Consider the following 12,912-nt stretch of genomic DNA (forward strand, 5'->3'; position numbering starts at 1 on the left):
AGCAAGCATAGTTTAACTATGCTTGCTGTTTTTTTATCCAGGCTAAAGCTTCAGTCAAGGGCTTAGGATAGCAAAACAGATACCCTTGCATTAAATTACAGCCATGGTTGACCACGTAGGCGCGCTCCGCTTCAGTTTCCACGCCTTCAGCAACGGTTTTAATACCGAGTTCGCTGGTAATTGCAAGCACACCACGAGTAATGGCTGAATTGCGGCGAGTACTGTCGACATTATGAATAAATGATTGATCGATCTTCAAAACATCTACTGGCAGCTGATTCAAATAACTCAAACTAGCGAAGCCAGTACCAAAGTCATCGATCGAAATACCTAAGCCGAGCTCACGTAACTCGTGCAATAGCGCAACCATCTTTTTACTGTCACGCATAAAGACATTCTCTGTAATTTCCACCACCAATTGTCCCGGCTGAATCGCAAACTCGCTCATTATATCGTTCACGTTTTCGATAAAATCATCACGGTAAAACTGTAGCGGCGAGAAATTGATGCTGATGTTTTCGATACCTGCATCTAGCAGAGTTTTCGTATCCTTGCAGGCTTGCCTGAACACCCAATCCGAAATAGCTATTATTTGCCCAGTAGCTTCAGCCAAAGAGATAAATTCGCCAGGAGAAATATAACCCTTTTCAGGGTGCCGCCAACGAATCAAAGCTTCGACGCTCCGAGGTTGCCCTTTCTCATCCACTATGGGTTGATAAAACAGTTCAAATTGTTCGGCATGAATCGCTTCCTGTAACTGCGTACGCAATTCAATCTGATGCTGCATGCCCGCATCTAAATCAGCACTGTACCAATGAAACGAACTCCCGCCGCGCCGCTTGGCCTCATACATGGCAACATCGGCACGTTGAATTAACTCGACTGAATGAGTAAAAAAGGTACGGTTGTCAGCAATACCAATGGTTGCCGAAAGTGAGACTTCTAATTCATCAAAGCGATAAGGCTGGTGGAACTGTTCCAGTAACTTTAGTGCTAGCTGACCTATAGCTTCTCGACCTTCCATACTGTTCACCACAGCAACAAACTCATCACCGCCAAACCGTGCTAGCAAGTCATCGGGAGCCATCTGTTGCTCCAGTCTGCGTGCTGTTTCGACTAAGATACGGTCGCCGACCGCGTGCCCTAAGCTGTCATTAATAGGCTTGAAGCCATCTAAATCGATAAAGAGTACTGCGACTTGGCCTTCTTCACCCGTTTGCCTCTGCGCCAAACATTTAGCCAACCGATCTTCTAACGCATTACGGTTAGGTAGGCGCGTCAATACATCATGTTTGGCGAGAAACTCCAACTCTCCCTCACGCTCAACACGTTCCGTGATATCACTTTGTAAGCCGATAAAATGCGTGACTTTCTCACCCTTGTCACGTACCGGTGAAATAATTAAGTCGTTCCAAAATGGCGTGCCGTCTTTGCGGTAATTAAGAATAGTCACGCGGACTTCGCTGCGGGTGCTGAGTCCGTCGCGAATTTTTTGTACAGTTTCAGGATCAGTATCCGGTCCCTGGAGGAACTTGCAGTTTCGCCCTAAAAGCTCTTCATCGTCATGAAAACCGGTCATCTCTCTAAACGCTGGGTTTACATAAATAATTGGGAATCCTGACTTATTAGCTTCGCAAATAATCAACCCATTAGTGCTTGATTCAACACTTCGCTCCAACAACGCCAACTGTGACTCGTTGCGACGTGCCGCGGTGACATCCTTGGCAATACCATGCACACCGGTGATTTCACCATCAATCACAATAGGCATATTAGTAATATCAAGATCGTGCAAGGTACCGCTGCGATCATAAATTTTTATTTCATAACGCTGTGGCTTGCCCGCAAGAGCTGCGTTGAAACGCGTACGCGTTTTTGCCCGCTCGAACTCAGGAATGACTAACTCATAATGCTGACCGAGTACTTCTAACTCTTCAAAACCGATCAAATCTGAACCGGCACGGTTCAAGCTCGTAAAATTACCATCGCGATCAACAGTAAACACGGCCTCTGGGTTGTAGCTGAACAGTGAACGATTATGTTGCTCACTGCGCTCACGCTGCACCCGATCGTTATGTTGGTCGATCACCAAGGCCACTAGATCGCGACTGCGTTCAATGAGATCCAACTCTCTTAAGGTGGGTTTACGTGGCTTAGTAAAATAGACGGCAAAAGTGCCTATCACGTTTTTGTGGGTTGGCGACATCACCGGATACGACCAGCAGGCGCGTAGATTATAGGCTTCAATAAGTTTGGTGAAGCTATCGAAGCGCGAGTCTTTGGTCATGTCATCAACCACCACCGGAACTCTGCGATACGCCGCGGTACCACAGCCACCTACACCATCAGCGATGGGTAATCCTTGCAGCTCTTCCGCCAACGCTTTCGGCAAACGTAGAGTACCTGTGGCATTGAGTACACCTTTTCGCGGGTCCACCAGCATGACCGAGCACATAGCGTCGACAATTTGTCCCTCGATCAAGGCACTGATATCCGTGAGCTTGTCTTCGAGCGGTTTATTTTGGGCCAGAGAAGCTAAGGTGCGAAATTTAGCATCAACCAGACGAGACAGACGCACACGCTCACGATGGCCGATCCACCAGCCTATCGCGATGAAAAAAAGTGCAAGTAACAGCCCGTAAACCAGAAACTGGTGCTGCCACTCAAGTTGTCCAATCGTCACCGGCTATCCTTTCAGTTGCGGTTTGGGTAATCAGTACCCACACGAAGAGTATGTCCAGAAATTGCCCCCCTATCAATAGGTTTTTGTGAAGCGGTATCGGTGCCAGATAAGACCGATAACCAAAACTATGATACCTACACTAATTACCTCAAAATCAACCATAAAGGCTAATCCTAAACAACCAACTAAGCCAAGTACAGACCAGACTTTGGCAATAAAACGTTGTGCAGTTTTAACTCTCAGTGCGGCCAAATTGGTAATGCTGTAATAAATAAGAACAGTAAATGCACTAAATGTCCAAGCCAACTTTATACCGCCAAACAGCGCAATAAAGATCATTATCGCGACGGTGACAAGGGTTGCCGCCGGAGCTGAAGTGTTGGCTATATTCAACCTCGACCAAGCCAATGGCAAGTCACGCCGGCGCGCCATGGCGAGAACCACGCGCGATACTCCCAAAACTAAGTTCAGCGCCACGCCAAGCATTGCGAAAATTGCACCGATGAAAACCATGTTGTGCACCCAACCCGACGGTATCAACTGAGTTAGAATAAAGTCTTCCCCGACCTGTATCGGGCGCAAGCGCACTAGCGCCCAACCCACCGCACAGTACAGTAAGGTAACAAGGAACACAGTGGCGACGATGGCGCGCGGGATGGTCCGCCGCGGGCTACGCACCTCTTCACCCATAGTGGCAATGCGTCCATAACCGGTGTAAGCAACAAATAGGAGTGCGGAAGCAGCGAAAATATCGCTGCCAGCTACAGGTTCGCGGGTTGCTGCTGGCAGCAAGGCCTGCGGCTGCTGTGCTGACCAAACCACAAATACCATTAGACTGAGAATTGCCAAGCTAACTAAAACCGCATTCACTTGATTAGAGCGTTTTAAACCGGCTAAAACTAAAGCGGTAATACCCAATAGCAATGCTACGGCTAAACCAATTACGGCGGGCTCCGGCCAGTGCAAATAGTGGTTCATGAGCCAGGCGCTGGCCAGCGCCGCGGCCGCTGCTGACGCACTCTTAGCGCAGATAAAAAACCAGCCTGCAATAAAGCCTAAATCATGATTGAGGAATTCATAACCATACTCGTAAGTCCCCCCACTTACCGGATGAACCGCGGCTAGCTGAGCGCTCGACAAACCGTTACACAAGGCGACAAATGCCGCCAGCAAAATCGCCACCAGCAACATATCGCCGGCCAGCGCATAACCAAAACCAAGGCTGACAAAGGCGCCGGTACCGACAATTGAGCCTAAACCCAGCATGATAGCGCCAGGTAACGATGTAGAACGTAATAGCCTGGATGAATTCAATGGGCTTCTCCTTCAATAAAGATTAGCTTTCGACAGGTGCAGCGTAGCCTTGGTTTATTGCCGTTTCATAACCAGCGAAGCAGCTCTTTGCGCCAGCAACTGCCTCACCCTCGTCAATCATTTCTTGGTGTTGCACCACAAAGTTTTGGAAACCTGACCAATGTTTGGCGCCGTCTTCGGCAAAAAAGCTGCAAGGTGCATCCGCTAGTTGGCGATGAATGCGCCGGGCTAGCATGACACCACCGAGTCGGGACCCTTCAATCACATAGGTAGCGCCAATCGCCGCCGAAAAACTTTGCGGTGCTGGCCAACGCCGCGGGGCCTCAGGGCGACGACCAAGTTGCAGCAAGTCCTGGTAAAGTAGCGATTCCCGAGGCAGCAATTCATAACTTACCGGCGCTTCACACCAGTAGCCTATCAACATCTGCTCCAGCCCAACATGAGCCGGGTAAAGCATGGACAAAACCTCAGCATAGCGAGTAACTGACAGATCAGAGTCCAACAGTTGCGCCAGTACTGGGTGATGGTCGAGTTGATGATGTGCATCACGGGTGCCGGAGCGCAACGCTGATAAAAGATTATGCATAACCTGAGGCTTCCTGAATTCCATACATCCAGTGTACCCAAGGTCTGGTGCGCTGTCATCGCTCTGCTTGACCACTGAGTTCGTCGTGCAACGTGCACCCAACCAAATAACTGGACAAATCAACGCAGGATAGTTAATTGTTCGTTGCGCAAACCGGGCAAAGCTGGCTACTATCGAAACATAAATTGAGCTTGGTTGGTCACTGCGTTGCCAACCAAACGACCATGGAAATAACTATGCATGCGATAATTAAAACCTTGTTAACCATTACTTTAATAGGTGTCAGTTCGCCACACCTGAGCGCCGGTGAATTTAGTCAGGGTCGCGTCATCAACAGCGCTGATGAATTCTCAGTACTCAGTCACAAAGCACGTATTGCACCAGAAAACGCCATGCTCAATCAGCGAATAAAAAACCTCTTACCTAAGCTGATGGCCGAGACTGACCTCGACATGTGGCTGGTGATCAATCGTGAATACGCAGAAGATCCGGTCTACTACACTTTAGTACCTCAACCGACCTTTGCCGCCCGTCGCACCACTATGTTGGTGTTTTACCGCACCGCAAATGGTGACGTTGAACAGCTGTCGGTGAATCGCTACCCGCTAGGCGAACCTTATGACTCGGTTTGGTCCGGCGGCAATCTTGACGATCAATGGCGCGCGTTAGCTGAACTTATTGCGCAAAAAGATCCGGCGCGTATCGGTATCAACGTGTCGCGCGACTGGCCTGTCGCTGACGGGCTTACCCACGGGCTACAGCAGCGTTTACATGAGGTGTTGCCGACCAGGTTTAAGCAGCGCTTAGTCTCAGCGGAGCAGCTGGTGGTAAGGTGGGTCGAAACGCGCAGCGCGCAGGAAATCGAGGTCTATCCTCAGGTGGTCGGCCTCGCACGTGGCGTTATTGCCGAGGCTTTCAGTAATAGAGTCATTACTCCCGGCGTAACCACTACCGAAGACGTTGCCTGGTTCATTCGCGATCGGTTCGCTGAATTGCAACTGCCGATCTGGTTTATGCCTTACGTAACGCTGCAACGGGCAGGTAACGGCTGTGCTGATGACCAGCCTTTTTGCGGTCAGACCGGTCAGACCATCCAACGCGGCGATGTGATTCATACTGATGTCGGCATTTGCTATCTAAAACTATGCACCGACACGCAAGAAATGGCTTACGTGCTGCCATTTGGCGCCAGCCAGGTCCCGGCGGAATTGCAAAACGCTCTGGCACATGGCAATCAATGGCAAGACCATCTCACTGCTGCCTTCAAAACCGGTCGCACCGGAAATGAACTCCTTGCAGCCACTATCGCCAAAAGCGCCGCAGCTAGCTTGATGTCGAGTACTTACACGCATCCACTTGGGTTTTATGGCCACGCACCAGGGCCCACCATCGGTATGTGGGACAACCAAGGACCGACCCCTATCCGGGGCAATTGGCCGGTTTATGCCAATACAGCTTATGCCATCGAAGGGAACGTAAAAGTGCCTTTAAAAATGTGGGACGGGAAAAACGTGCAAATCATGCTTGAACAAAGCGCATTTTTTGATGGTGAACAGGTGATATACCTGGCTGGGCGCCAAACTAAGTGGCATGTCATTCGTTAAACGGAGTCTTGTAATGTCAAAAAAATTATCCACTATTTGCGTTTACTGTGGTGCGAATTCAGGCTTTAGTCCAGTCTACCAAGATGCCGCAATGCAGTTAGCAGATACTCTGACAGCAGCCAACATAGCACTGGTCTACGGCGGCTCCAGTGTTGGCTTAATGGGCATCATTGCCGATCGCGTACTCGCTCAGGGAGGCCGCGTAATTGGCGTGATACCGCAAGCATTAGTCGACAAAGAACTGGCTCACGAAGGCCTGACAGAATTGCATGTCGTGCCGTCGATGCACGCGCGCAAAGCGAAAATGGCTGAACTCGCCGACGGCTTCATTGCCATGCCTGGTGGTATGGGCACCCTCGAGGAATTGTTTGAGATGCTCACCTGGGCGCAACTCGGTTTGCACCAGAAAAGCTGCGCGGTGCTAAATGTCGATGGCTATTACGAAGGTTTAATCAGCTTTCTGGAAAATGCGACCTCGCAAGGTTTCATCCGCGCCGAGCATCGCCACCTGCTCATTAGCCACGATGAACCAGAACAACTGCTCGCACTCATGGAAAATTATGAAGCGCCCCAACAACCCAAATGGATTTCCGCCAACGAAACCTAGGAGAACTTATCATGCGTACTCTTTTGTTTACTTTGTTACTTGTTTTCAGCAGCTCTACTGTTGCACAGCAAGCACGGCCAATTAGCGACACCGAAGCACAGCAGGTTGTCGCGGCAATTGACGCTTTTCTTTACGGCGCGTCCATTAACGACGTGCAAGCCCACGACAAATTTTGGGCCCCCGAGCTGACTTATACCAGTTCACGTGGAACCCGTTATGGAAAATCTGAACTGATGCACAGTTTAGTCGCTACAGAAGCGACAGCTGAAGGTGAAGTAACAGCTTGGTACACTGCAGAAGACGTTGAGCTCAAGTCATTCGGAGACGCCATCATTGTCAATTTCACCTTGGTTTCGACGCAAGTTGCCGACCAATCGCGTGAGACCTTTCTCAATACCGGGGTTCTGGTCAATCGTCGCGATGGCTGGCAAGCGGTGAACTGGAACGCCACACGCAGTGCGCCAGTCGTAGATTAAGCTGATGTAAGTCTGTGGTTACCAACCGTTGATGCGCGGCCAGTACACCAATTCATCACCATCAGGCACGACATAACCAGCGAATTGACTCGCTGTAGCACAGGCATGGTTAGGTAAAATTCGAACCTTGCTGCCTATTTCAAGTTTGGGCAGCTTGGCTTTACTGCCTTTACGCACACTCAATACACCATGCTCCTGACTAGTGCTGGAGACAATCAAATCGGTATAAGGTGTGCCGTCCATCGCGCACACCAACCCATAACCTTGATCGAGCTCTTGTTGGGCGGTGCCGCGGTCACGCGAAAGTGCCATCCAGCCAGCGTCGGTCATGATCCAACCTTTATCAGGTCGATGCCCTATGACCGTCGCAACCACACTAATCGCTATGTCATCTGGGCTACACACATGAATACCTGCCATAACCAGATCATGGAACACGTAAACCCCAGCACGTACCTCGGTCACGCCGCTCAGGTCTTTGGCAAAATGAGCTGTAGGGGTGGATCCAACACTAACCACATCGCACGGTAGACCAGCGGCAAGTAAGTCATCACGAACAGCCACTGCGGTCTCACGTTCATGTTCTGCGGCGGCTTCCTTCGCAGCTTTATCTGGACAATGATAAGAACCCCCTGCATGCATTAAAATACCCGAAAATTGCTTATTCTCATGCAAGATACGGGCAATCTCGACGATTTTCTTGTCACCACGTTGCAGGCCTGCGCGTTCACCATCACAATCAATTTCAATCAGCGCGGGTATGTTAAAGCTGTCACGTTTGGCGAAACTCACCACCGCCTCTGCTTGAGCTTTGCTATCGAGTAGCACACTCAATCGCACACCACTTTGGTTCAGACGTGCTACCCGCAGTAATTTATCTGGACTGATACCTACGGCATACGTCATATCTGTAAAGCCATGTTCAGCAAAGTACTCGGCTTCTTTTAACGTCGATACGGTAATTGGTCCCTTCCCAGTAGGGAAGAGCTGCCGGACGATATCAATCGATTTTGCCGTTTTCACATGGGGTCGCAAGGGTATACCTAAGGTCGACATATGCGACTGTAATCGGGCAATGTTGGCTCGCATTTTATCCGGAGCGAGCAGGAGATAAGGGGTCGTCAAATCCGCTAGGTTAGTCATGACGTTTGCGCCTTGTTCAAGTTGCGTAGCCCTCATTATGAAAGAGCAAAGCAAAAGCGACAAGTACTGGTTCGAAATTAGACGCTAGGTTTATCTTCCTCGCCAGATAAGTTATAAAAAACTACCTGTCCGCAATCAATGGGCTTGCGGCGTTTTCACGAGAGACCAATTATGCTGAACGAATTCAAGAAATTTGCCCTCAAGGGCAACGTGGTCGATATGGCTGTGGGGATTATTATTGGCGGGGCTTTCAGCACTATCGTCAAAAGCTTTGTTGCTGACATTCTCATGCCACCCATCGGTTTGCTACTCGGCGGGGTTGATTTCAATAATATGTTTTGGGTTCTAAAAACAGGAGTAGAAACCCCTGGTCCCTATGTCGCCCTCGCGGACGCTCAAGCTGCTGGCGCCGTAACCATGAATTACGGTTTATTCATCACCAACACTATTAGTTTCATCATTGTCGCTTTTGCGCTGTTTTTAGTAGTTAAAGGCATGAATAACTTGAAAGCCAAAGAACAGCCTGCAGCGGTCAACACCAAATCATGTGGCTACTGCTTTTCTACTATTCCATTAAAAGCGACGCGCTGCCCCAGTTGCACCTCAGAACTCAATGCTGCGGAAAACGGTTAACGTTCGAGAATCGCAATTGCATCTTCGTGCAAGCTGCTGAGATAAAGCTTATCTGCCGTCTCAGCAGCGCCGGTAACTTGGGCGAAACCTCCTGCTGGGTCTTGCAAGTTCTGGCGCACATTACCGTTAATATCAATGGCAATAAGATGACTATAACGCTGGGCATTAGGTCGCATAAAACTCGGCAAGCGTTGCACTATTTTGCGTAACAAAGGATAGTTCGATAGCTCATCGAGTACCGTACTACGAGGGCTCACCAAGCCAATCCAAAACTTACCATCCGGAGCATCATTGATGTTATCTGGAAAACCCGGCAAGTTCTCCAACAGGGTATAAACTTCCCCGTTATTGTCGTTACCGATACCAATTTTTAATATCCGATAACTTCCCGTTTCGACCACTAAAACCCACTGCTGATCATGGCTCACAGCGACGCCGTTAGCGAAGTGCAGTCCACCTTGGACAGTATAAGTACGACCACTTGTTGGTTCGAATGCCAACAATCTGCCGTTACCCGAGTGTTCCATGATATCGAGTAAGCTCGCAGCGTACGTTCCCACACCATCGGCAGCAAATTGCGTTGATGCGTCCGAAAAATACACCGTACCATCCGCAGCAACATCAACATCATCGGCGTAACGCACCGTCACTCCGTCAACTTCAGTGACCAATAACTCCAATCCCGTTGCTGGCGACCAATGCATCAAGCCTTGATACGCATCTGCAATCCAAAGGCCACCTTGATCATCGAACTCCAAACCAAGAGGACGACCACCCGTAGTGGTCAACGTGGTGAAACTTCCATCGATCTCTAAGCGCAAAATATCGCCGCTTAGAACACCAAAGACAGGTCGACCTTGGGCATCAATTGCAATATCTTCCGGCCCCACCGAACTAGGTAAGTTAACGTGCTTAAGTTGCTGCAACTCTGTGTTCGCTGTGTAGGCGCCAACATAGCCGCGGTCGCGGGGAGCATTCCAGGAACGGGGATCAATGCTGACCGGCCATAGCAACAAGTAGGCCAACAACAACACTGCCACCAGTCCTATCGATTGCCGTACCACGGATTTAGCTTCAGATCTCTTACTCATTGCTGTATCCCTTGCAGAAACTCTTGAACACCTGCCGCGGTTTGCGCGGGGCGTTCAACCATTGGCATATGACCGACGCCCGCAAAAATTTTTAAATCGCTATTCGGTAACTGTCGCTGCCAAAGCGCCGCACTACTGACATCCAATAATTGATCAGCACTACCCCAAATGACTAATGTGGGCATGGTCAGTTGTTCAAGTCGCCCATCGAGTTGATCAAAATTACGAAAATCTTCGGCAATTTGCACAAACTGCGCCTTACGTTCTTGATAACGCGCCGCCATACCACGCAACACAAACTCTGGAACATAGGGCGGTTCTGCCATCGTCATAGCGTAGAACTCCTGGAAATCCTCCCATGATTCGATTTCAAACGGCGATTGCCCTTGTTGCACTAGCGACTCGGCCCGACTTTGTATCGGGCTGGTCAGGCCGGCTGGATCGATCACAACCAAAGCCTGGGTACGTTGGGGGAAGGCCAAAGCGAAATTAGCAGCGATCAACCCCCCCATTGAATTCCCGATCATTACGGCCTTGTTAATCGCCAAGGTCGTTAACAAACGCTCCAGTCCAGAGGCTTGTGCACTGGGGCGGTAACTCCATTGTGGATCAAAGCCAGTTTCACCGTGCCCGGCGAGATCAGGTATCAAAATAGGGTAGCGATCATCAAGTTGATTGGCAAAGCGCAACCAAAGTTCTTTTGAGGCGGTGTAGCCGTGCAATAACACCAACGTCGGGGCCGCAGCCTCTGTACCCTCTCGCCGATAAACAGAAAAGGTAAGGTCGCCTACCGGCACCGCCGTTTTTTCAAAACCATAAAACATAGCTTCAAGCCGATTCGTTGCTTGATACACCCACTGTCCCGTCGCTGGATGCCAGGTCGCACCCCACAGCACTGCAATAATTATCGCCAGCGTTATCAGAAATTTTTTCATGCCTGCTCTCCGTCACTAAATCGATGATGGGCAGGTTTGAACCGTTGCGCTAGCAGCCGATAGACAAAACTAAACCCCGGAAACATTGCGGTCACCTTACCACTCTTACTCTTGTACCAACTCTCGCAACCGCCACTTTGCCATACGGTTTTTGCCATTTCTTGGTGAATCATGTCGGTGTAGGCTTGCTCGGCTTCGGCGGTCACTTCAATAGAAGCTTTATTACGGCGGCGCAGCTCTTCAAGCGCACCCATGATGTAGTACATTTGCGACTCAATCACGAAAATAGCCGATGTATGACCGATACCAGTATTCGGCCCAGTAACTAAAAACAAATTTGGGAAACCTGGCATTGTGGTCCCCAAATAAGCACGTGGGTAGTCCTCCCAAACTTCATCTAGGCGTCGCTCATCGCGACCGATAACATTGAACCCTAGCGCGCCATCAGTGGCTTTAAATCCGGTTGAATAAATCACTAAGTCGAGGTTTAGTTCAGCGCCTTGGGTGGTTCTGATCCCTTGCTCGGTGAAACCAGCAATGCCATCGTCTTTATCATGCAAGGAGACATTGTCACGCACCAGTGCCGGATAAAGTGTATTCGAGACAATAATACGTTTGCAGCCAATCATGTAGTCAGGCGTCAACTTACGGCGTAGCTCTGGATCAGAAATTTGGCTGCGCAGGTGCTTTTTAGCTTGACGTTCAGCTATTAATTTCATCAATGTTTTGGAATATTTAAAAGCCAGTACGCGCCATTCCAGTGCCCAATAAATTGATTTCCGTAACAGTTGATAAAAAAAGCTATTTCCCAGCAACCGCTGAAACCAAGGTGCAAATTTCCGATCCGGCCGCGGCATCACCCAGTGCGGCGTGCGTTGAAACACATGCAGCTCCGCAACTTTATCGGCTATCGCTGCAATCACCTGTGCTGCACTCGCACCACTGCCAATAATGGCAACGCGTTTATTAGTATAATCGAAGCTATGATCCCAATGATTGGTATGAAAGCTCTTTCCTTGATACTGTTCACGAGCTGGGAAATCGGGAATAATTGGGTTACTTAACGGTCCTTGAGCACTGATAACTGAATGCGCAAAAAAGGTTTCCTGGTTGGTTGTAATCTGCCAGCAAACACGGTCCGGCAACCAACGTAGCTCAGTAACCGTGCAACGCAGTCGCACCTTATTTGCCAGCTGGTGCTTGCTTAGAACATGGTGGGTATAGGCCTCAAGCTCGGGTTGCTCAGCGAACATTTGCGACCAAGGATACGGCTCACTTGCTAACGAATAAAGTGGGGATTGCACATCGACTTGGGCGCCCGGATATGAATTCTGGCACCAGGTACCGCCCATAAAATCGCGCCGTTCGAGCATAATGAAATTATCAATACCACGTTTTTTTAAGCGCAAAGCCGCAGATTGGCCACCGAAGCCGGTTCCTATTATGATGACGTCATAATGCTGTTTCGTTACCACGGAGTTGCGCCTGTCTTTGATTTAAAAGTACAGTTGATAAATTAACGGTTTTATCAATCATATTCTACAGTTGTAGAGATTTTTAACATTCTTCTATAGTTGCAAATGTATGCCCAAAAGAAGTCCGCAAAACATCAACCAAGCACGCTTCCGCAAACTGTGTGACGACACTCAGGCTATGTCTATTCAAGGCTATCGAGCCGACGGCACAGTTATATACTGGAATGCGGCGTCAGAAAAAATCTACGGGTATTCACCCGAGGAAGCTCTCGGGCGCAGCTTATTCGAACTCATCATTCCTGAAGAAATGTGCGACGACGTGCGCCAGGCGGTGGGCTGGATGTTCGCTGATTGATCTTGATAAT

Annotated in this window: 12 protein-coding genes; 5 read left to right on the top strand and 7 right to left on the bottom strand. The window is 49.4% G+C overall.

Going from position 1 to position 12,912, the window contains the following annotated elements; all coding sequences use genetic code 11:
- Nucleotides 1-16 precede the first annotated feature (16 nt).
- The 3 genes from ACQ5ES_RS09170 to ACQ5ES_RS09180 all read right to left on the bottom strand — a co-directional run bounded on the left by ACQ5ES_RS09170 (nucleotide 17) and on the right by ACQ5ES_RS09180 (nucleotide 4,583).
- Nucleotides 17-2,683, bottom strand: a complete 2,667-nt coding sequence (locus tag ACQ5ES_RS09170) for an EAL domain-containing protein (protein ID WP_445016080.1) — start codon at nucleotides 2,681-2,683, stop codon at nucleotides 17-19.
- A 72-nt stretch (nucleotides 2,684-2,755) separates the two neighbouring features.
- Entirely contained in the window at nucleotides 2,756-3,997 is a 1,242-nt protein-coding gene (locus tag ACQ5ES_RS09175) for an APC family permease (RefSeq protein WP_445016082.1), read from the bottom strand.
- Between the two features lie 22 nt (nucleotides 3,998-4,019).
- A complete protein-coding gene (locus ACQ5ES_RS09180) occupies nucleotides 4,020-4,583 on the bottom strand; it encodes a biliverdin-producing heme oxygenase (protein WP_445016084.1) in 564 nt (187 codons plus the stop codon).
- Between the two features lie 137 nt (nucleotides 4,584-4,720).
- On the opposite strand from ACQ5ES_RS09180, the gene ACQ5ES_RS09185 reads away from it, so the two are divergent.
- From ACQ5ES_RS09185 to ACQ5ES_RS09195, 3 genes are read left to right on the top strand one after another with little or no spacing between them, the layout of a single operon-like run.
- Nucleotides 4,721-6,187 (top strand): M24 family metallopeptidase, encoded by a 1,467-nt coding sequence (locus tag ACQ5ES_RS09185; RefSeq protein ID WP_445016086.1) that lies wholly within the window; start codon nucleotides 4,721-4,723, stop codon nucleotides 6,185-6,187.
- Nucleotides 6,188-6,200: 13 nt separating this feature from the next.
- Nucleotides 6,201-6,794, top strand: coding sequence for an LOG family protein (locus tag ACQ5ES_RS09190; RefSeq protein ID WP_445016088.1), 594 nt, complete (start codon nucleotides 6,201-6,203; stop codon nucleotides 6,792-6,794).
- 11 nt (nucleotides 6,795-6,805) lie between these two features.
- Entirely contained in the window at nucleotides 6,806-7,270 is a 465-nt protein-coding gene (locus ACQ5ES_RS09195; RefSeq protein WP_445016090.1) for a DUF4440 domain-containing protein, read from the top strand.
- Between the two features lie 18 nt (nucleotides 7,271-7,288).
- Here the strand turns inward: ACQ5ES_RS09195 and ACQ5ES_RS09200 are convergent, their stop codons facing one another.
- Entirely contained in the window at nucleotides 7,289-8,413 is a 1,125-nt protein-coding gene (locus ACQ5ES_RS09200) for an alanine racemase (RefSeq protein WP_445016092.1), read from the bottom strand.
- Nucleotides 8,414-8,584: 171 nt separating this feature from the next.
- Between ACQ5ES_RS09200 and mscL the strand changes: the two genes are divergently transcribed.
- Complete coding sequence (mscL, locus tag ACQ5ES_RS09205; protein WP_445016094.1) at nucleotides 8,585-9,046, top strand: large-conductance mechanosensitive channel protein MscL; 462 nt, start codon at nucleotides 8,585-8,587, stop codon at nucleotides 9,044-9,046.
- Here the strand turns inward: mscL and ACQ5ES_RS09210 are convergent.
- From ACQ5ES_RS09210 to ACQ5ES_RS09220, 3 genes are read right to left on the bottom strand one after another with little or no spacing between them, the layout of a single operon-like run.
- On the bottom strand, nucleotides 9,043-10,137 hold the full coding sequence (locus ACQ5ES_RS09210; protein WP_445016096.1) for an SMP-30/gluconolactonase/LRE family protein: 1,095 nt from the start codon (nucleotides 10,135-10,137) through the stop codon (nucleotides 9,043-9,045). The genes mscL and ACQ5ES_RS09210 overlap by 4 nt on opposite strands.
- A complete protein-coding gene (locus ACQ5ES_RS09215; RefSeq protein ID WP_445016098.1) occupies nucleotides 10,134-11,072 on the bottom strand; it encodes an alpha/beta fold hydrolase in 939 nt (312 codons plus the stop codon). Before ACQ5ES_RS09215 ends, ACQ5ES_RS09210 begins: the two co-directional genes overlap by 4 nt.
- Nucleotides 11,069-12,547 (bottom strand): flavin-containing monooxygenase, encoded by a 1,479-nt coding sequence (locus tag ACQ5ES_RS09220; RefSeq protein WP_445016100.1) that lies wholly within the window; start codon nucleotides 12,545-12,547, stop codon nucleotides 11,069-11,071. The genes ACQ5ES_RS09215 and ACQ5ES_RS09220 overlap by 4 nt, the downstream gene beginning before the upstream one ends.
- A 109-nt stretch (nucleotides 12,548-12,656) precedes the next feature.
- Here ACQ5ES_RS09220 and ACQ5ES_RS09225 point away from each other — a divergent pair, with 109 nt between their 5' ends.
- Nucleotides 12,657-12,902 carry a PAS domain-containing protein gene (locus ACQ5ES_RS09225; protein ID WP_445016102.1) on the top strand — a complete coding sequence of 82 codons (246 nt, stop codon included), beginning with the start codon at nucleotides 12,657-12,659 and terminating at the stop codon, nucleotides 12,900-12,902.
- Nucleotides 12,903-12,912 lie beyond the last annotated feature (10 nt).

Source organism: Pseudidiomarina xizangensis (assembly GCF_052541995.1).

Coding starts and splice junctions, on each gene's coding strand:
- ACQ5ES_RS09215 (WP_445016098.1), bottom strand. CDS start 11,072: ATGAAAAAATTTCTGATAACGCTGGCGATAATTATTGCAGTGCTGTGG.
- ACQ5ES_RS09180 (WP_445016084.1), bottom strand. CDS start 4,583: ATGCATAATCTTTTATCAGCGTTGCGCTCCGGCACCCGTGATGCACAT.
- ACQ5ES_RS09210 (WP_445016096.1), bottom strand. CDS start 10,137: ATGAGTAAGAGATCTGAAGCTAAATCCGTGGTACGGCAATCGATAGGA.
- ACQ5ES_RS09195 (WP_445016090.1), top strand. CDS start 6,806: ATGCGTACTCTTTTGTTTACTTTGTTACTTGTTTTCAGCAGCTCTACT.
- ACQ5ES_RS09190 (WP_445016088.1), top strand. CDS start 6,201: ATGTCAAAAAAATTATCCACTATTTGCGTTTACTGTGGTGCGAATTCA.
- mscL (WP_445016094.1), top strand. CDS start 8,585: ATGCTGAACGAATTCAAGAAATTTGCCCTCAAGGGCAACGTGGTCGAT.
- ACQ5ES_RS09225 (WP_445016102.1), top strand. CDS start 12,657: ATGCCCAAAAGAAGTCCGCAAAACATCAACCAAGCACGCTTCCGCAAA.
- ACQ5ES_RS09200 (WP_445016092.1), bottom strand. CDS start 8,413: ATGACTAACCTAGCGGATTTGACGACCCCTTATCTCCTGCTCGCTCCG.